Raw genomic sequence first — 19,893 nt, 5'->3', positions numbered from 1 at the left:
TCTATTTAACTGCAGGTTACGCCATTGGTGCTGATGCAGGTCTTGGCGTCGTTCAGCGCACCGCTGATAGCACCGCCCAGAGCGATTGCAGCAACGGCAATGCCGGCACCGATGATTGCAAGGATCAAAGCATATTCAGCTGCTGAAGCGCCGCTGTCATCTCGCAGAAACGAAGTTACAAATTTACGCATATTATCACCCCTTATTTTAACCCTGTTCTTCTTCTGGGAAACTCCCCGCCCGTTTGTTAGAGCGGGGAGAATCTCATTAAGTTCACCGCATCAATTACTTGCAGGTTACGCCATTGGTGCTGATGCAGGTCTTGGCGTCGTTCAGCGCGCCACCGATGGCACCGCCCAGAGCGATCGCAGCCACGGCAATACCGGCACCGACGATGGCGAGGATGAGAGCATATTCAGCTGCCGAAGCGCCGCTGTCGTCACGCAGGAACGAAGTTACAAATTTACGCATAATACTACCCCTTTACATAGTTTGAGAGTCTCCTCGTCCAGCTTCATGCCGGATCGTGGATAACCAAGGGGGGGTAGTGATTGAACCGTCGCGACCCTGTTATTATTTTGCCAGCATCGCGCCGGCCCACTCGCTATGGTCCACCCTTGATGCTGCAACCATCCTGCTAAACAGCTGCAAGGGTCAACAGGTAAAATTTACGTAATTTTAACAGCTAGTTATTTTAGGGATTTGTTAACCATGCGGTATTTTTACAACGAGTCCTGCCAAAAAATCACCGAATCACAACGCTTTACTAACGATATATAACTTTAGTTAGAACTAGCTTTTGCGTCGATCGAAGGTGAGGAAAACGGCGGTTCCAATTGTTTGAACCAAGGATGCGCGCGGACCGCGAAATGGCCGCACAACTTCCAAATCAGTAGAGTCAAGATAATCGATAAATAGCCATCGACCGCATAATGATAGGCCAGATGCACAGAGGCAACCAATATGCAGAGCATATAGACAAACATCGCCCAGCCGAGCCACCGGTTCACATGGCGCGCGGCCAGCCAATAGAGAAAAGCCATGCTGACATGCATCGACGGCATGGCCGTGATGCCGGCGCCCAGCTCCCGGCTGCCTGCGGCCAACTGTGCGGCCAGCCGATCCTGGATAGGGATCACCCAGATCGGCCATTGGCTGTCGGCGTAGTCCAGATAGTCCATCAGAGGTAGGAAATCCTCTCGCCCGACCAGAGGGTGAACGAAGCATGGGCCCACCGAGGCAAAAGCGATTGCGCACAGACTACCCAATATGGCCCAGCACGAAAAATAGGTGAGCAAAAACTGAGCCCTCAATATCGGCTTGTTCGTGAGGAAAGAGAAATAGACCAGCGCAATCAGCAGCATTGGCAGCCAGACGATATAGAGCGCGCTCAGAACGAAGGTGACAAAGGGGTAGCCGACAACCGGATGGATTAAACGCCAGGCATCCATCCCGTGGATCATCCGGTCGGCCTCAATCCAGAACCCGTCCCAGCTATAGGTTGCAAAGAGCGAGATGGAACTCTTTACGCCTGAAAAAGCTGGGAGGAACAGCGAAACCAGAAGGATCAGCGGCACATGCCGCATCAGGCGCTCCCACGAGGCATGGCGCGTCAAAAATTTTCGCGTAAAGCCAATCGGGCTTTCCGGCCGTTCGCGGAGAAGTGCGATTAGCAAAAAAGATCCGCCAAAAAAAACCGCAGTGGCGGCAAATGTAAGCAGCAGGGAAAAACTTCCATCCAAAGGGAAACCGTAAATCCCGATGCTGGCCATTGCGGCGAGCGATGCTAATATGAACAGACCACCGACCGATAGCGTCAGCGCGTCTGCCTTACAGGCAGTAATGAATCCACCCAACGCACGATTGAGATGCAGCATTTGCGAACGCCCCCTTGCGCCGTCCGTCAAAAGCATTTTCGAATTTGAAGGATGATTCGATAGGTCATTTATGTTCGTGTTGCTTAACTCCCGCCTTGTTACTCGGCTATCAAGTTCAACGTAATATGGAAAGCTCATAGCGACATAAGTTATATCCATATTTGCGATGTTCGAAGAATTCCATGCGCATCGTCATATGGTAGCATTTTATTGTATCCCTGATCGACACTTTCGAGGTCTCCTGTGTTTCGGGCGCGACCACCGCGATAATTTCTAGCCTTCCTTTTTCGCCACAATGAACTGGAAGGTAGTTGTGAATAGCCGCAATGGACAATCTTCCTGCCCTTTGGATATTCGGGCGAAAAAACAATGGAAAGCAGAGCGATGGCCTGTATGAATCGCAGGCAACAGGTTGTATTCGTCTGTTGTACAGGGGGGGATGTGTAGTAAAACAAGCTTACAGCTTCGCAGATCGGCACAACATTCGCTATCGCGGCCTGCCCGGTCGGATGTTGATGGCACTGCTAGTCTTTATCTTGCACGTAATATTTGCCTTGATGAGTTTGACTTTGCCGATCGCTAATCCGTCATACGGGATCATTCGCTTCGCTCACGTGGCAGGAGAAGATATCGATGTGTCCAACGGCCGCGTCGCGATGTGGCTGGAGGTTATGCCCAAAATATTGGAACGACCGATTTTCGGTGGGGGGATCGACCAATTTCAATTACAGGATTGGAATAGCTTCCGTGGATAAAGACAGCCGCATAATATCGTACTGCTATCGTTGTTCGCAACCGGGTTTGTAGGGGTCTTCCTATTGGCGGTGGCAATACTGCCCGTTGTCCAATTTGCGCGGTTGAAAATGGACTTGCTCGTTCATGTTTCCGCTTTGGGAGTGATCGTGGCTACTTTGGTGTTCGCCATGTATGACGCGGCACTTTACTACAACTACCCACTGAAGATGCTCGCGGTTGCAGCGGCTATGGCATTTGCGCCCGTCAGGCCGCCAGCCGCCCCCGATAGGTCAGATTAACCCGCTGCGACAACAGCAGATAGGGCAGCCAGATTGCAACGCTGATCGTCACTTTCTTAACATTGCCGCTCAGCAGATCACCCATCGCATCCCCGACCGGCACCGGCAGGTTTGGCGCGTTGCTCACAAAATGCGCGATGCTGACCTGCGAAATTATGTCCACCCCCCACACCATCAGCAAAAAACGCGGGAACCATGGGACGTTGCGCAGTGCCATCATGAAGGCGATCATATATAGAAAGTTCATCACGACAACGTCGGTCGTCATCGCGGCGAACAGCATCTGCCCCCAAAGCGGTGCATGGCCGTTCATCGCGGGGACGGCGGCAAGGAATTCAAGGCTCCGCACCGGCACATTGATCATCATGCCGATCACCAGCGAGGCCATAATGCCGGTCGGACCGAACAATTTATGCTGTCTAGCGGTCAGGCAGTCGACGGCGTTCCATTTGCCATAGCGGGCGAGGCGGATCTGGGGCTGTTCGAACAGGGCGCCGCGCTGGAATAGGGCGTTGCCGATCAGGCATGCCGCAACCGGCGCGCCGATAACGAGGATATAGGGCAATATTGTTTGCAGCAGCACGACCGGGCCATCGATCGGCGAGGCGGCGAAGGCGATACGCAATGCGGACAAGGCACCAGCAACCATCACCCAGATGATAATCAACCGCCCGATTCCATGCTCCAGCGAGGCTATCGCCCAAACGCTCTTGCGGTGCAGCTGTTCGCCGAATTCCTTCATCCAGCCCTGCATATTGCCTTACCCCCGAAATTTCACCCTTGGGTGGTTCGGGAACAAGGCTAAACGGACAGGGTTAATAAAGTATTTCGGCGGGCGGGTTTGGATCGCGGCGCGACGATGCCTACTTCACCAATTCCAGCTGTGCCGCAAAACCGCCGCCCGGTGCTAGCCAGACCGGCATCTTGTCGCCCTGCTTCACTGTCCTGGTTTCATAGGCGATATTGTGCCGCGCATCGGATTTGTAAGTGGCACCGGGGCCATCCTTGTAAATCGTGGCGCGATAGGTCTTGCCGGGTTCGAGAAAGGCGAAGTCGATATCGACCATTCGCGCGGTAGCATCGTTGACGCCGCCCGCGTACCAATTCGCACTGTTGCGGTCTTTGCGCGCGAAGATAGCGAACTCACCGACTTCGCCTGCGATCAGCTTCGATTCTGCCCAGTCTGCCGGAACTTTTGCAATAAATTCCAATTCCTTGGGATATTTGGCGAGGTTCTCGATCAGGTCCGCTGCCATCTGGATCGGCGAATAAAGTGCAAGGTAAAGACCCAGCTGCTTGGCGCGGGTCGAAGCGAGGGCATTGCCTGTCGGGCTGGTCAGCGAAAGCACACCCGGGGTGAAGTCCATCGGCCCGGAAAGCATGCGGGTATATACCAAGGTCGGCTCATGTTCCGGCCCGTTCGCGAACTCGCCCCATGCGTTGTATTCCATGCCGCGCGCGCCTTCGCGGGCGACCCAGTTGGGGTAAGTGCGGCGCAGGCCGGTATCCTTGACCGGCTCATGCGGGTTGACCGCGACCTTGTATTTGGCCGCCGTCTCGACGACCTTCAAATGGTGCTGCACCTGTCGCTGGCCATCATGCCATTCCTTGCGCACCTCGCCCGGCTTGTCGCCGGGGGCGATGATGCCGCCCGCGTCGGCGACATAACCGGTCTTGACCACATCAACGCCGAGTTGGCTATAAAGCTTCATTGCATCATCGAGTTGCGCTTCATAGACCGCGATATTGCCGCCCGTTTCATGATGCCCGATCAGTTTGACGCCCTTTTTGCGGGCATAGTCGGTGACGGCCTTGAGGTCGAAGTCGGGCACTGCTTCGGTGAAGCTGAATTCGTCGCCATGGCCGAACCATTCGCCGTTCCAGCCTTTGTTCCAGCCTTCGACCAGCACCCCGCCAAAGCCGTGCTTGGCGGCGAAATCGATATGCTCTTTGGTGCGTGCGGTGGTGGCGCCGTGATTTGGTCCTTCGGCCCAGCTCCATTTGCCCGAGATCATGCCCCACCAGATGCCGACATATTTTTGCGGGCGGAACCAGCTGACATCGCCCAGCTTGTTGGGCTCGTTGAGATTGAGCTCAAGGTCGTTCTCCACAAGGCTTGCCGCGCTGTCGCCGATGCGGATCGCGCGCCAGGGCGTGGCGAAAGGCGTGTCGCGGATAACGCGTGGGCCTTTGGACGAAGGCGACAGCGTTGTGCGGAAGGTCTGCTTCTCGCCGCGCTTGAACCAGAAGGCCGAATAGTCGATCAAGGCCGCTTCGTGGAACGACAGATGTGTGCCATCGTCGAGCCGCATCGTGATTGGGGTATGCGCAGTCGAAACGGCATCAATCGGGGTCTTCTGATAAATCTGCTCGTAGCGATTCCACTCTCCGCCAGTGATCCACCAGGCCGTGCCGGGGCTGGCGACCGAAAATTCGGTGATCTCGTCAGCGATCTTCATCGTCTTGAGATTTTCCTGCTCGGGAATCTCGTAACGGAAGCCGACGCCGTTATCGTAAATGCGGAAGCGGACGTTCATCGCGCGCTTCAGATAGGTTGGCTGGCGGAAACGGACGATCAGGTCGTTATAATGGTTGCGCACGAAACGGCGCTCGCCCCAGGGCTGCTCCCATTTCTCGTCGACGGTTGGCTTGGTCTCCGCGCTTTCGAATTTGAAACCGCGCACCATGTCGTAACTGTCGGTCAGGATGAATCCGAGCTTTGACGGCGCGATCAGCAATTTGCCCTTGCGGCTGACGCTGTAATGGGCGCGCCCGTCGCCATCCAGTTCGACACTGACGGTGATTGATCCGTCGGGCGAGCTGCCTGTGGCAAGCGGAGCCCCTTGAACCGCGCCGTGCGCGAGTAACGCCACAACTGCTGCCTGAACTGCCTTTTTCTGCATCACTGGCTCCTCTCAGTCGATCCGCTTCCTGCGCGGATCTGTTTTGGTTGGCGCTATTCATTGCGGCAAAGCGGGCGACATACAACTGTGCAGAAGCTGGAATACGTATGTTAAAAAACGGCTGACACCTGCGGAATTCGTATGTCGAATGCAATTGTCATCCGCTCGCCTTCGGCAAAGGGTTCGGTGCCGTGCCACAGGGTCGACGGGAAGAGGGCGAGGCGACCCGGTTGGGGCTCTATGTGCTGGTATGCAGATAGAGAAAGCTCCAGCTCAGGCGGAGGTGTGCCGAGCGCCAGATGTCCTGCTGGGGCGGAGCCTGCGGATATGGGCTCGGGAACTACAATATAGAGGGCGGAGCTGATCCAGCCCATCACATGGGTGTGCGCCGCATGATAGCCAGCTCCCGCCAGTCTTACCGACCAACTGCCCTCGAACAACACAGGCTGGTCGCGTGCCGGGCCGAGCAGCGGGTGGCTGGCGTCAACGGCGGGCAGGGCTTCGACATAGTTTTGGACGGCTTCCGCCACTTTCCGCCGCGCTCCCTGTATTGCCGGATCGGGGTGGAAGAAAAGCTGCCGGTCGGTTTGCGTTCCGCCGCGCACCGACTGGTCGGGATAGGGGGCTTTCAGACGGTGCAGACTGCGCAGCACTTCGGCTAGCTCTGCCAATTCGGCAGCGGAGAAATCGAGGTCGATTGCATCGGCAAATATGGGTGCTCCATCAAGCCAGCCAGCGCGCGGATCATCCAGCAACCGCCAGCACAGGCTGAGATAGGGCCAGAACATGCGGGCTGCCGGCCCGTTGGTGTGGCGCTCGGCAATCGCCATCGCACTTTGCGCATCGCCGTCACGCAAATGGTGACGCACGCGGCAGAGATCGATGCCTGGGTCTGCCAGATCGGCGATCGCATCGAACAACTCCGCATCGTCGCGCGCCGAACCGGACTCGCTGGCGAGATACAATGTGGCCAGTTCAAGCGAACGGTTGCGGGTAATCTGCGCCATAGCATCGCGCAGCACTTCACCAGCCCGGTCCCAATTCTTGCGCTGGGCGTGCAATTGGAACCATCCCATCCAAAGCGCAGTATTTTGAGGTTCGGATTTTACCGCTGCGGCATAGTTGCGATCAAAACCTGCTTCGTCACCCTCGGTAATGCGCTGCACAGCCAGAATTCGGTGGCCATCGACCCAGCCGGGTGCGGCTTTCAGGGTATCTTCCAACAGCCTCCGGGCCCTCGCACCATCGCCTTCCGCAGCCAAGGCCAGCGCGTGGTTGCGGATAATATCGGGATTGCCGGGAACGAGCGTGCGGGCATGGGCAAAAAGCGCAGCTGCCGGACGCCAGCATTCAAAGCTGATCTGCGCAAACCCGAACGCAGCGCGCGGATCTTCGGGGTGAAGCTTTGCGGCTTGCGCGATTGTTTCCAGCGCCTCTTCCATCCGCTGCGCCGCACGCAATTCGGCGGCCCGCTGGATCAGGTCGGTCAAATCGCCGGGGCCTTGCAATGCTGGTCGATGAATTGCTGGTGGGTCGGTTGCTGCACCGCCGCCGATGCCATCGCCGCGCGCAGCTTGCGCAGCCATTCACGGCCTTCGTCGTTGCGATAGGCTCCTATGGGATCGCTCGCTTCGGGGATATTGCCCTGGCCGATATGCACAGCATGCCAGCTCGGCGCTCCGAACAGGTCCATGTCGCGCGCGATATGTCGGCCATAGCGGCGGAAATGATCGATCTTGAACTGCAGCGTGTCGGGGATGTCCATTGCCGCGCAATAGCGCCACAGTTCGCTGTCATCGCGCGTCGTCAGCTTATAGTGCAGGATCAGGAAATCGCGGATGCGCTGGAATTCAGTGATCGCGATATGGTTATATTCGTCGATCAGCAGCGGATCGAAATCGCGGTCTGGGAACAGCGCCAGCAACTTCGAAATACCGGCCTGGATCAGATGCAGGCTGGTCGATTCCAATGGTTCCATAAAGCCGCTCGAAAGGCCGATGGCGATGACATTCCTGTTCCAGAATTTGCGTCGCATGCCGGTGACAAAACGGAGCTGGTTGGGGTCCGCCAATGGCGCTCCGTCGAGATTGGCGCGCAAGGTTTCAATCGCTGCGTCGTCCGAAAGAAACTGGCTCGAATAGACATAGCCATTGCCGGTGCGGTGCTGCAGCGGGATGCGCCATTGCCAGCCCGCCTCGCGCGCGGTTGATCGGGTAAAAGGGGTGGGCTCACCGGCCTTGGCGCAGGGCATTGCGACCGCGCGGTCGCACGGCAGCCAGTGCGTCCAGTCTTCATAGCCGGTCTGCAATGCACTTTCGATCAGCAGCCCGCGAAAGCCGGAGCAATCGATGAACAATTCGGCATCAATCGTGCGGCCATCCTGCAGCGTGACGCCTTCGACAAAACCACTTTCGCCATTCAGCCGGACATCGGCAATTTTGCCTTCAACCCGACGCACGCCGCGCTGTTCCGAATAGCCGCGCAGATAACGCGCATAACGCCCGGCATCGAAATGAAAGGCATAGTCAAAGGTGGACAACACATTACGCTGATCGGGGCTGGGCAGGTTGAACCGCCCCGCCTTGGCCATGTGCCAGGCCATACTGAGATCGTCGAAATTGCTTGTCTCACCTGCTTCGCGGTCGCGCAGCCATTGCTGGTGTACCGAGAGGATGTCGTATGGCTTCCCGTGCGGGCCAAAGGGGTGGAAATAGCGGTTGCCGAGACTGCCCCAATCGACAAACTCGATACCCAGTTTGAACGAGCCTTGCGTTTCGCGGACGAACTCGCGCTCGTCGATGCCGAGCATCTGGTTGAATGTGCGGATCGGCGGGATGGTCGCTTCACCGACGCCGACGGTGCCGATCTCCTCAGACTCGACCAGCGTGATCGTGCAACCTTGCGTGAGCACATTGGAGAGCGCAGCCGCCGTCATCCAGCCTGCCGAGCCGCCGCCAACGATCAATATCTCGCGTATCGCCTTGTCGGGGTGTGTCACATCCGTCCCATCTCAAAAATGCGCGCGCTGCGCCAATAAAAAAAGGGATTGCAAGGGCTGAGCCGCTGCAATCCCCGAATGTCTCTGCAGACCGTGGAGGCAATCTGCAAGAGTTAGTCTGATCGGTGGAAGGCGCGCCCGATGCGACCCGGCGCGCCTTCGCTCCCCCGATTAGAAGCTGAAGCGTAGCGAGCCCGTGAAGGTCTGGCCGATCACCGGTGTGCCGGTAATGCCTGCTGGCGTACCCGTCTGGAACACGCCCACACCATTGCCGCGCGCGTCATAGGTGTTGAACAGGTTGTAGACGTTGAGGCCGAGCTCAAGATTTTCCATCGGACGGACCTTCAAATTGGTGTTGAAGACTGTCTTACCGGGATATTCGAGCGTGCCGTCAAAAGTGCCCGACTGGCCAACCGCGGTCACGCCCAGCGTTGCGATTTCGGCAACGTCATAGGATGCAGTGAGCGAGTAGCTGAGATCGGGGATGCCGAGGGCGCGACCAAAGTTGGCCGAGCCTGCCACCTGCGTGCCGTTGCGGGTCGAGGTGAACTTCTGCTTCGCCTTCGTGTAGGTCGCATTGGCGATGAAGTTGAAATCGCCGATGTTCAAAGTCGCGAAGAATTCCGCACCCTTGGTCTTGAAGCTGTTGTCGATGACGCAGCCGCCGCCCGGGCAGATGCCGGTGACGGTCGGTTCAAAGTCGCTGCGTTTGAAATCGCCCTTCAGCAGGGTGAATTCAACCGAGTAACGACCGCTGCCGAGCGAACCACGGTTCTTGATGCCGATTTCGTGCTGGGTGACGAAGTCGACCGAAGGTGTGACACCGTCGGTGCAAGCCAGCGCGGTTGCCTGTGCACGGGTGCAAAGGCTGCCATCGGCGTTAAACTTGCCGCTGACAGTCTGGCGGTCGCTGTTGAAGCGGCCACCCTTTGAGGTGCGACCGAAGAGCGACAGGTCAGGCGAAACCTTCCACAGACCACCAACGGTCCAGCTGGTGTAGCTGCGGCTGTAGTCGAGGATTTCACGCGCGCCATTGGCTGTCATCGTCGGGATCAACACGCCGTTCGAGTTGATGTTGAACTCAGCACCACCACCAATGGTGTAGCCCGCTGCCTTCACCCGTTCGAAGCGGACGCTGCCGTCGAGATTGAAGTCATCATTGTCGAGCACCAGCTGCGCATAAGGCGCGGTGTTGGTGTAGGACAGATCATAGTCACGTGCGCAGCAATTGCCCCAGTTGTTGTTGTAACCGGAGATGCCTTCCTGCGTGATCTTGTTGGCGACGCCGGTCAGTGTGGCGCTATCATAGAGATCAAGCTGCGAAGGGCTGTTGCCGCTCAGTTCGCGCAGCGACTTATTCACATGCCAGTCCATCGCAATGTCCTGATCCATGTAGAAATAGCCGACGCGTGCGGTCAGTTCGGCAAAGCCGGTGTCGAACTTGCCTGCCAGCGTCAGGTCATTCACCAGGCTGCCAAGATCGCGGATGTTGGTTTTGACGTTGACGTTATTGTCGACATAGGTGCCTGTGTAGAGCTGGCCAGCGTTCGGCCCGCTTGCATAGCGGATCGCAGCAACGGTGCGGCCGTTAACGGTCGAACCGAGCACGCTCGCACGGGTCGCAATGCCGAGGAAGGGTGACGCAAAACCGCCGCTGATGTCGGACCAGCGGAAGTTGTTATCTACGGTGAAATTGTCCGAGAATTCATAGTGGAATTGGCCACCGATCGACTTCTGCTTGGTGGTGATGCCGTCCATCTTCACCCGCTCCAGATCGCCATCGCGGTTGTAGATCAGGAAGCTTTGGTTGTACTTCGAATAGTTGGTGTCCTTGCGGCCGTCAAAGCCCGGCCATGCGCCAACCGAAGTTACCTTGCCGCCGCTGATGGCAGCGAGGGCCGGGGCGCCGGTGTAGTTGGGTTCCTGTGTGTCGGCATATTTGAACAGCAGGCGGAAATAGCCTTTGCCGTCGGCAAATTCCTGCGTGAGATTTGCCTTAACCTGCAGGCTTTCGCTGGTGTTGTAACCAGCGTCGAGCGGACCACGGCCCTTTTTGAAGAAGCCGCCGACGTGGAAATTCATGCTGTCGGTCAGCGAACCGCCATAGCGGAAGTTGAGCTGGGTTTCGTTATAGTCGATACCTTTTTTCAGCTCGACATAACCACCCTCTTCGCGACCATAATTGCTGATATAGTTGATGACAGCACCAGGTGCCTGCGAGGCGAAGGTTGTGGCGGAGCCGCCGCGAACCGCTTCGATATTGGCGACCGACGGATCAAAGCGCGTCCAATAGTCGTTGTTACCGAACTGGATGTCACCGAACAGCACGACGGGCAGGCCGTCTTCCTGCAACTGCACGAACGGCGCACCGCCGGTTGCAACGGGAAGGCCGCGAACCGCGATGTTCGAGTTACCACCAGGGCCCGAGGTGCCGGGCACCTGAATGCCGGGAAGAAGCTTGAAGACTTCAGCTTCGGAACTGGGCTGGAAATCCTGTATCATTTGCGCATTGACGCTGGTGACCGAGATCGAGCTTTCGATCTTGGTCTGGTCCCGCCCAGACGCTGTGACGACGATTTCGTCGAGCATGCCGGCTTCTTCTTCCGAAGCTGCGGCCTCATCCTGCGCCATTGCAGGGCTCGCCAAAGCCAGCCCCAGAGTCGCTGCAGATGCAAATGTCCTTAGATATGCCTTGCGCATAACACCTCCCAGTATCGATCCAATCCTATCGCCGAAGGCCTTTCCTGGCCGACGATCGCATGGGGTGGATACAGCAATGACAATCGATTGCAATGCAAAAATGCAATCGATTGTTTTTTATGCGAGCCGTTGCAAAAATGCCGCAAATTCGTCTTGCAATTCTATACTGTTATCCGGCAAGGATGGAAGACAACAGGGAATTCAGCCAAGCATGGTCAAGGTTCGGACAATCAAGGATATCGCCGAACTCGCCGGTGTATCGACCGGCACGGTTTCGCGCGCGCTCGCCGGGTCCGAACTTATCAGCAAGAAAACACGGGAGAAAATACAGGCGCTGGCGGATGAACATGGGTTCCGGCCGAATATCATGGCGCGCAACTTGCGCATCCAGCGCACCGGCGCCATCGGCGTGCTGATTCCGCTCGGGCATGAAACCGGCCAGCATATCTCGGACCCGTTCTTCATCACTATGCTCGGTCTGCTCGCCGATGCACTGACCGAAAAAGGCTATGACCTTGTCCTTTCGCGCGTGATCCCGACGGACGGCAACTGGCTAGATCGCTTTGTCGATTCGGGTCGAGTCGATGGACTTATTGTCATCGGCCAATCAGATCAGGTTGCAACGCTCGACAGGGTGGCGACGCGCTATCGGCCCTTGGTAGTATGGGGTGGCTACACCGAGGGACAGGTGCACTGCTCGGTCGGATCGGACAACCGTAAGGGCGGCTTTATGGCGGCCAAGCATCTGATTGATCGCGGGTGCAGCCGACTGGCCTTTTTCGGCGATCCCAAAGCGCTCGAAATCGGGCAGCGTCTGGAAGGCTGCCGTGATGCCATGGCGGAGGCCGGGTTGTCCGAAACTCTGTCAGTCTTGCCCGCACATCTGGTGGCAGAGGCCGCGCATCCCGACATTGCGCGCTATCTGGGATCGGTTGGCGAACGTCCGCAAGGCATTGTTGCCGCATCCGACGTTATCGCGATGAGCGCATTGCGGGCCTTGTCCGAATTCGGGCTTGCGGTTCCCGGCGATGTCCATGTCATCGGCTATGACGGTCTGGCGATCTGCGAACAGACTGTGCCACGGCTATCAACTGTGAGTCAGGACCTAACGCAGGGAGCGCACCATATGGTCGATATGCTGCTGCGCCGGATCGCGGGCGAAGATACGCAATCGGTGGTGATGGAGCCGCAGTTGATCGTCAGGATGTCGAGCTGAGCGCTACGGCAAGTGCGCCGAGCAAACCAGACTGCTCTCCCAATCCCGGTGCGACAATCACCTTTTCGGGATCACCTGCAAAATAGGCCGCAGCAGCAGATTTGGCCTCGGTGCGGACAAGGTCGAGCAGGCCAGCTGTGCCTGTTACACCACCACCGAGTACGATGCGCTCGGGTTCCATGACGGCCTGAAAGGTGACGATGGCCTGCGCCAGATACCAGGCGATAATGGCTTTACCCGGATGGTCAGGCGCTAGCTCAGAAAGCGAGCGGCCCCATCGCGCGATGATCGCCGGACCGCTCGCAAGACCTTCGAGGCAATCGCCGTGAAAGGGGCAGGCGCCCTTGAATTCCATATCGTCCGGATGGCGAGGCAAGCGGATATGGCCCATTTCCGGGTGAGACAGACCGTGCAACAAGCGACCACCGCTGACAAAACCGCCGCCAATACCCGTCCCGATCGTCAAATAGAGCAGCGAGCCGCAACATGTACCAGCGCCCCATTTGGCCTCTGCAAGCGCAGCGGCATTGACATCGGTCTCAATGGCTGCCGGACATCCAAAGGCCTCGGTAAAAGGACCGACCAAGTCGGTATTTGCCCAATGCGGTTTGGGGGTGCGGGTTATATGGCCCCAATCCGCTGCGGCCTTATCAAGTTGGAGTGGGCCGAAGGATCCGATACCGATGGCAGCCAATGGCTCGTCTTGCGCCTTGAACCAGTGAACAGCGGCGCCAATGGTTTCATCCGGCGTCGTTGTCGGGATGCGATGTGTTGCGCGTATCGTGCGATCCGCGTCGGCAATACCAAGCACGAATTTGGTGCCGCCCGCTTCGATCAATCCATAGGCAGTCATAGTCAGCCTTGGTCGACCCAAGCGCGGTTGCCGTCAAGGCAAATGCGGAAGCGCGGGGCAGGGACGCCGCCAAAATGTTCACGGCGCCACGCGGGGTCATCTGTAACGGGTCCAGTACCGACTCCGACCAGATCGACGAAGCTCGCGACCTGCAAATCGTCCATGACCCACCAGCTATAATATTGGAACGGCTCGCTGTCGGGGTTTGCTGCCACCAGCCCGGTACCGTTGATCGGCTCATAGGGACCGAAGAGGCTGGGCGCGACCATACCGTACAAACCGTTGGGGCCGTTGGGACCCTTTGGTTCGAACACCTTTCGCTGCGTCGACCAGAAGAGGTAATAGAGCCCGCCCTGCACAATTACGTGCGGGCGTTCCTGCTCATTGTTCAGACCATCAGCTGCGACGAGCGGGGGGAGTAACTGCCATCCCGAAAAACCGGCGCTTGTTGCCTCGGCAATGCCGATGCACCCGTTCCAGTCGCTCTTGGCGTTTGGAATAGAGCCGGTGAAGAGCAGGAAATCGCCGCCGGTTGCGGGATCGCGGAAATGGGCCGGGTCACGAAAGCCCTTAATGAAGCCGGGAACGCCTTCCTTCTGGTTGACGATCATATAGTGGTGCCCATCGGACTCCACAGATTCCGTCGGGGCGCACCAGTCGGTGATTTCGGCAACACCATATTCGAAACGCAATTTGCCGCTGGTCTGGAATAGCCGTTGCGCAAAAGTGATCGGGTCTTCGCCCGGATAGCCTGCAACGGTGTAGAATAATGTGACCTTGCCGGTATCGGGATCGAACACCGACGTGCCCGCCCATTCACGGCTTCCGGGATTGTGGCCATCGGGAAGCGCGTTGCCGCAATCGCGCCACTCACCATCCTTTTCGATGACGAGGCGGATGCGCGCAAGACCGTGGCGCAGGTCCGGATCGGGGATGGCGGGTGACGAGAGGATGAACCATACGGTCCAGCCATCAGGCTTGGCTGTGCTGCCATCGGAAAGCTGCAGCGGCCACATATCCCACAGATATAGTCCGTCGAGCAGCGTTCGGGCGAGGTTTGCAGGCGCTTGCGGGATGGTCTGTTCGCTGAAATCGGCAAGCGCCGCGACATGCCAGGCGCGCCAGTGCGACGTCGAAATGTCTGCCAATGAAACGTGCAATTCACTCACTCCCGGTGCGTTAGCGGACGCCATAATCGCGGTTTTCATGGATTACAACAATCGATTGCATAAATGGTCTATCGTTGCGGGATTTGGAAAGCCTTCAGGCTGGATGGGCAGGGTGCGCGCGACCTTCCTTGATCCGGTACACCGCGATCGCCGCCAGCAGCATGCAGACGCCGGAAACAATCAGGACGTTGCGCGCATCGCCACCGAGCAAGGGTTCATAGGCAAAGGTCATCGTGCCCGCGAAGATCAGCATCGGTACACAGATGAACATGTTGAAGATACCCATATAAACCCCGGTCCGCTCGGGCGGGATTGTGTCGGCGAGGATGATATAGGGATTGCCCATGATGCTGCCCCAGCCAAGGCCGATGCCGATGGCGGCGACGAACAGCAGAGATTTGTCGCCGATATGCGGTATGGTCAGCATGGCGATACCGGCAAGCGTCAGGCACACGGCATGCAGTCTTCCGGCACCGACCTTGCGCGCGAGCGGTGCCATCGCGAGTGCAGAGACAAAGGCGATCAGGTTGAAAAAGGCGCCGACCTGTCCATTGGTTAGCACGGCTTCGCGATAAGCAGCTGTGCTGGCGTCCGCGGTGCCATAGACCGAGCGCGAAATCGAGTTGGTGACATAGCCCCAATAGCCCGACATCGCATACCATTGGAACAGGCTCATCACCGCCATCGCGCGCATCGCATTGGGCATTTCGCGAAGGGCGTCCCAGATCTCGCGCATCGTCGCACCCGCCGTTTTGGGAAGGGCAGCGATCCGCGCCTTTTCGTTTTCGGACAACGCTAATTCGGGCACGCGCAGGATCGACCAGAGGATTGTCCCGATCGACAGCGCGGCACCGATCCAGAAGGATACCAGGGTGAAGGTCGGGATATTGCCTGCCGAGGTTGCATCGCGGCTAAGGCCGAAGAAGAAGACAAGGATAGTCGGGCTGAGATAGGCGAGACATTGCGCCAGACCGGTAAAAGCGCTCTGGCTGAGGAAACCGAAGCTGCGCTGGTCGGCATTTAGCCGGTCGTTCACATAGGCGCGATAGGGCTCCATCGTCACATTGTTGCCGACGTCGAGCAGGAAGAGCAACGAGAAGGCCATCAAGATGCTCGCCGACAGCGGCATGAAAAACAGGCCCAGGCAGCACATTACGGCGCCGATCAGGAAATAGGGCGTGCGCCGGCCCCAGCGCGAACTGGTGCGATCGCTCATCGATCCGATGATCGGCTGGACGATCAGGCCCGTCAGCGGCCCCGCGATACCCAGCCACGCGAAGTTCGATTCCTCGGCACCCAGATAGCCCCAAATGGGGGACATATTCGCCTGCTGCAGGCCAAAGCTGAATTGCAGCCCCAGAAAACCCAGATTCATCTGCAGGATTTGCGCGACCGAAAGGTGCGGCTTTTGCATGGCTGTCACGGTTAGTCCCTCTCTCTCGCGTTCAGCCTATGCAGATTTGCAATCGATTGCAAGACTGATATGCCGTACGTCGCTCCTGCTAGGAAATTGCGGCTGTTCCGCTGCCGTCGCGGACATGGATGGCGATATTCGCTTCACGCGCTTTGCGAATCGCAAAAGCCGTTGGCGCGGAAAGGCAGGCAATAGCAGAGACGCCCATGCGCGCTGCCTTCTGCACAATCTCATAGGAACAACGGCTCGACATGACGATAAAGCCGGAACCTAAATCTGCTCCCTCCGTTGCCAGAACACCCAGCAGTTTATCGAGCGCGTTATGGCGACCGACGTCCTCGCGGGCGAGCACAATGCCGCCGTCAGGGCCAGCCCATGCGGCAGCGTGGACGGTTCGCGTGGCGGCGTTTAGTGGCTGGTGCGTGGGCAGTTCATTAAAGGCACGTTCGACAACCGCGTCTTTGAGCTGCACCACTTTTTCAGCAACCGGTTTCAGCGGCTGGAAAAACTCCTCTGCATTCTCGATCCCGCAAAGCCCGCATCCGGCATTGCCTGGAAGCGTGCGGCGGCGTTGGCGCAAGTCCAGCCGTTGTTGGCAGCGTTCGTTCAACCGCAGCCGCAAATCGGTGCCCTGCGCCAGATGGTGGATGTCGAGTGATGCAATATCGTCGGGGGCATCGATGACTCCTTCGGTCATCGAGAAGCCTGTGGCAAAATCTATCAGGTCGGCCGGGGTCGCCAGCATCACGGCATAGTTGCTACCCCCATAGACGAAGGCAACCGGTGTTTCCTCCGGCACTGCCCAATGCGCACCATTGCTCAGGCCGATATCCTGTTCGACTGCAGGAGGTGTGCCGGTGACGGTTACAGGAAACACTATTCCGCCGGAACCCCGGCAATCCGCCGCATTTCATCCGCATGCTCGGCATAGTCTTGCTGCCATTCGGATTTATGGTTGGCGGGCGTAACTTCGACCGCCGTGACCTTATATTCCGGGCAATTGGTTGCCCAGTCCGACAGTTCGGTAGTCACCACATTCGCCCCGGTCTCGGGATGGTGAAAGGTGGTATAGACCACGCCCGGCTGCATCCGTTCGGAAATCTTTGCGCGCACAACAGTCTCGCCCTTGCGCGACCGCACCGACACCCATTGCCCCTCGCGCACGCCCCGCATTTCCGCATCGGACGGATGAATTTCGAGGACATCCTCTTCCCACCAATCGACATTGTGCGTGCGCCGTGTCTGCGCGCCTACATTATACTGGCTGAGGATTCGGCCTGTCGTCAGGATCAGCGGGAATTTGCGGTTGGTCTTCTCTTCGGTAGGCACATATTCGGTGGTGACGAACTGGCCCTTGCCACGCACGAAACCTTCGACATGCATGATCGGTGTACCTTCAGGCGCCGCGTCGTTGCACGGCCATTGCACCGATCCGACCCGGTCAAGCATCTCGAACGAGATATTGGCGAAGGAGGGGGCGAGCTGTGCAATCTCGTCCATGATCTGCGCCGCATTGTCGTAATGCATCGGATAGCCCAGTGCTTGCGCCAGTTCCTGCGTCACTTCCCATTCGGCCTTGCCGGTCTTCTCCTTCATCGCGGGGCGGACGCGGTTTACACGGCGTTCGGCGTTGATGAAGGTGCCATCCTTTTCGAGGAACGACGTGCCGGGGAGGAAGACGTGGGCGAAACGTGCGGTTTCGTTGAGGAACAGATCTTGGACGATCAAGATGTCGAGCGCGGAGAGCGCCGCTTCGACATGCGTGGTATTGGGGTCTGACTGGGCGACATCCTCGCCCTGAATATACATGCCCTTATAGGTGCCCGCACAGGCTTCGTCGAACATATTGGGGATGCGGTAGCCGGGCTCTGCGTCCATCGATACGCCCCAGGCATCCTCAAATACCTTGCGCACCGCATCGTCGCTGACCGGGCGATAATCGGGCAGTTCGTGCGGGAAGCTGCCCATGTCGCACGAGCCTTGAACATTGTTCTGTCCGCGCAGGGGATTCACGCCCACGCCGCGTCGTCCGATATTGCCCGTCGCCATCGCCAGATTGGCCATGCCCATCACCATGGTCGAGCCTTGGCTATGTTCGGTGACGCCCAGCCCATAATAGATCGCTGCATTTCCGCCGGTGGCGTAGAGGTGGGCGGCAGCGCGGATGTCCTCTGCTGGAACGCCGGTGATCGCGGCCACATTTTCGGGCGCGTTTTCCGCACCGCGAATGAAATCCAGCCATTCAGCGAAAGAGGGCAAGTCGCACCGTTCCTTGATAAAGGCTTCATCGAGCAGGCCTTCGGTCGCGATCACATGCGTCATCGCATTGATCAGCGCGACATTGGTGCCGGGCAGCAGGGGCAGGTGATAGGCGGCCTCGATATGCGGCGAGCGGACAAGATCGATTGAGCGCGGATCAGCGACGATCAGTCTGGCGCCTTTGCGCAGACGGCGCTTCATTTGCGAGGCAAAGACCGGATGCGCGTCTGTCGGGTTCGCGCCGATGACAAGGATGACGTTCGCCTCCATCACACTGTCAAAATCTTGCGTGCCCGCCGAGGTGCCATAAGTCTGCTTCAGGCCATAGCCGGTGGGCGAATGGCAGACGCGCGCGCAGGTATCGACGTTGTTGTTGGCAAAGGAGGTGCGCACCAGTTTCTGCACCACCCAGATTTCTTCAGCGGTGCAGCGTGAGGATGTAATCGCGCCAATCGATTTGCGGCCATATTGGGCTTGCGCGGCCTTCAGCCGGTCTGCAGCAAAGCCGATGGCTTCTTCCCAGCTAACTTCGCGCCAAGGATCGGTAATGGCCTTGCGGATCATAGGCTTTGTGATGCGGTCGGGGTGGGTGGCATAGCCAAAGGCAAAGCGACCCTTGACGCAGCTGTGGCCGTGATTGGCCTTGCCATCCTTATAGGGCACCATGCGCAGGACCTGATCGCCCTTGAGTTCCGCCTTGAACGAACAGCCTACGCCGCAATAGGCGCAGGTGGTCAGCACCGTCCGATCGGGCACGCCAAAGTCGATGACGCTCTTTTCCTGCAACGTCGCGGTGGGGCAGGCCTGCACGCAGGCGCCGCACGACACGCATTCGCTGTCGAAGAAATTTTCGCCGAGCGACACCGCCACGCGCGAGTCAAAACCGCGTCCTTCGATGGTCAGCGCCAGCGTTCCCTGAACCTCGTCGCAAGCACGCACGCAGCGCGAACAGACGATGCATTTGGACATGTCATAGGTGAAATAAGGGTTGCTCTCATCTTTGGCGGATTGGGTGTGGTTTTCTCCGTCATGCCCATAGCGGACTTCGCGCAGGCCCACGGCACCGGCCATATCCTGCAATTCGCAATCGCCATTGTCGCTGCAGGTCAGGCAGTCGAGCGGATGGTCGGAGATATAGAGCTCCATCACACCCTTACGCAGCTTGGCCAGCCGCTCGCTCTGCGTGCGCACCTTCATGCCCTCTTCGGCAAGGGTGGTGCACGATGCGGGGGTGCCCTTGCGGCCTTCGACTTCGACAAGGCACAGGCGGCAGGAACCGAAGGCTTTCAGGCTGTCGGTTGCGCATAATTTCGGGATCGGCAGGTCAAGGCTATTCGCTGCACGCATGATCGACGTGCCCTCGGCAACGCTGACGGCAAAGCCATCAATCTCGATCTGCACCATCCGTTCGGAGGTGGCAGCCGGGGTGCCGAAATCCTTTTCCTTCAGGATCGCCAACGCCTGTCTCCT

15 protein-coding genes are annotated in these 19,893 nt (G+C 58.1%); 2 read left to right on the top strand and 13 right to left on the bottom strand.

What is annotated here, in order from left to right:
- Positions 1 to 5 precede the first annotated feature (5 nt).
- From ABL922_RS07865 to ABL922_RS07855, 3 genes are all read right to left on the bottom strand, one after another.
- Entirely contained in the window at positions 6 to 191 is a 186-nt protein-coding gene (locus tag ABL922_RS07865; protein ID WP_349023660.1) for a Flp family type IVb pilin, read from the bottom strand.
- A 94-nt stretch (positions 192 to 285) separates the two neighbouring features.
- A complete protein-coding gene (locus ABL922_RS07860; RefSeq protein WP_349023659.1) occupies positions 286 to 471 on the bottom strand; it encodes a Flp family type IVb pilin in 186 nt (61 codons plus the stop codon).
- 311 nt (positions 472 to 782) lie between these two features.
- On the bottom strand, positions 783 to 1,877 hold the full coding sequence (locus ABL922_RS07855) for a phosphatase PAP2 family protein (RefSeq protein WP_349023658.1): 1,095 nt from the start codon (positions 1,875 to 1,877) through the stop codon (positions 783 to 785).
- Positions 1,878 to 2,203: 326 nt separating this feature from the next.
- On the opposite strand from ABL922_RS07855, the gene ABL922_RS07850 reads away from it, so the two are divergent.
- On the top strand, positions 2,204 to 2,632 hold the full coding sequence (locus ABL922_RS07850) for a hypothetical protein (RefSeq protein ID WP_349023657.1): 429 nt from the start codon (positions 2,204 to 2,206) through the stop codon (positions 2,630 to 2,632).
- A 244-nt stretch (positions 2,633 to 2,876) separates the two neighbouring features.
- Here ABL922_RS07850 and ABL922_RS07845 read toward each other — a convergent pair whose 3' ends face one another.
- From ABL922_RS07845 to ABL922_RS07825, 5 genes are all read right to left on the bottom strand, one after another.
- Complete coding sequence (locus ABL922_RS07845; protein WP_349023656.1) at positions 2,877 to 3,665, bottom strand: DUF2569 domain-containing protein; 789 nt, start codon at positions 3,663 to 3,665, stop codon at positions 2,877 to 2,879.
- Between the two features lie 109 nt (positions 3,666 to 3,774).
- On the bottom strand, positions 3,775 to 5,814 hold the full coding sequence (locus ABL922_RS07840) for a glycoside hydrolase family 97 protein (protein ID WP_349023655.1): 2,040 nt from the start codon (positions 5,812 to 5,814) through the stop codon (positions 3,775 to 3,777).
- A gap of 110 nt (positions 5,815 to 5,924) precedes the next feature.
- Positions 5,925 to 7,400: a putative 2OG-Fe(II) oxygenase gene (locus ABL922_RS07835; protein ID WP_349023654.1), complete on the bottom strand. Its 1,476-nt coding sequence runs from the start codon at positions 7,398 to 7,400 to the stop codon at positions 5,925 to 5,927.
- Positions 7,301 to 8,812, bottom strand: a complete 1,512-nt coding sequence (locus ABL922_RS07830) for a tryptophan halogenase family protein (RefSeq protein WP_349023653.1) — start codon at positions 8,810 to 8,812, stop codon at positions 7,301 to 7,303. Before ABL922_RS07830 ends, ABL922_RS07835 begins: the two co-directional genes overlap by 100 nt.
- Before the next feature lie 171 nt (positions 8,813 to 8,983).
- Positions 8,984 to 11,512 carry a TonB-dependent receptor gene (locus ABL922_RS07825; protein ID WP_349023652.1) on the bottom strand — a complete coding sequence of 843 codons (2,529 nt, stop codon included), beginning with the start codon at positions 11,510 to 11,512 and terminating at the stop codon, positions 8,984 to 8,986.
- Positions 11,513 to 11,723: 211 nt separating this feature from the next.
- Between ABL922_RS07825 and ABL922_RS07820 the strand changes: the two genes are divergently transcribed.
- Positions 11,724 to 12,728: a LacI family DNA-binding transcriptional regulator gene (locus ABL922_RS07820; protein ID WP_349023651.1), complete on the top strand. Its 1,005-nt coding sequence runs from the start codon at positions 11,724 to 11,726 to the stop codon at positions 12,726 to 12,728.
- On the opposite strand, the gene ABL922_RS07815 is transcribed toward ABL922_RS07820, so the two are convergent.
- The 5 genes from ABL922_RS07815 to fdhF form a co-directional block, all read right to left on the bottom strand.
- Positions 12,712 to 13,581 (bottom strand): ROK family protein, encoded by an 870-nt coding sequence (locus ABL922_RS07815; protein WP_349023650.1) that lies wholly within the window; start codon positions 13,579 to 13,581, stop codon positions 12,712 to 12,714. The two genes, ABL922_RS07820 and ABL922_RS07815, sit on opposite strands and share 17 nt — an antisense overlap.
- Positions 13,582 to 13,583: 2 nt before the next feature.
- The gene (locus ABL922_RS07810) at positions 13,584 to 14,789 is read right to left on the bottom strand and encodes a glycoside hydrolase family 68 protein (RefSeq protein WP_349023649.1); all 1,206 of its coding nucleotides are present in this window, start codon (positions 14,787 to 14,789) and stop codon (positions 13,584 to 13,586) included.
- Between the two features lie 55 nt (positions 14,790 to 14,844).
- Positions 14,845 to 16,164 carry an MFS transporter gene (locus tag ABL922_RS07805; RefSeq protein ID WP_349023670.1) on the bottom strand — a complete coding sequence of 440 codons (1,320 nt, stop codon included), beginning with the start codon at positions 16,162 to 16,164 and terminating at the stop codon, positions 14,845 to 14,847.
- 88 nt (positions 16,165 to 16,252) lie between these two features.
- On the bottom strand, positions 16,253 to 17,041 hold the full coding sequence (gene fdhD / locus ABL922_RS07800) for a formate dehydrogenase accessory sulfurtransferase FdhD (RefSeq protein ID WP_349023648.1): 789 nt from the start codon (positions 17,039 to 17,041) through the stop codon (positions 16,253 to 16,255).
- Complete coding sequence (gene fdhF, locus ABL922_RS07795) at positions 17,041 to 19,881, bottom strand: formate dehydrogenase subunit alpha (RefSeq protein ID WP_349023647.1); 2,841 nt, start codon at positions 19,879 to 19,881, stop codon at positions 17,041 to 17,043. The genes fdhD and fdhF overlap by 1 nt, the downstream gene beginning before the upstream one ends.
- Between the last annotated feature and the right edge of the window lie 12 nt (positions 19,882 to 19,893).

Origin of the sequence: Sphingorhabdus sp., assembly GCF_040079335.1 — a bacterium.
Lineage (GTDB): Bacteria > Pseudomonadota > Alphaproteobacteria > Sphingomonadales > Sphingomonadaceae > Sphingorhabdus_B.
This window is presented reverse-complemented; position numbering and strand designations above follow the sequence as displayed.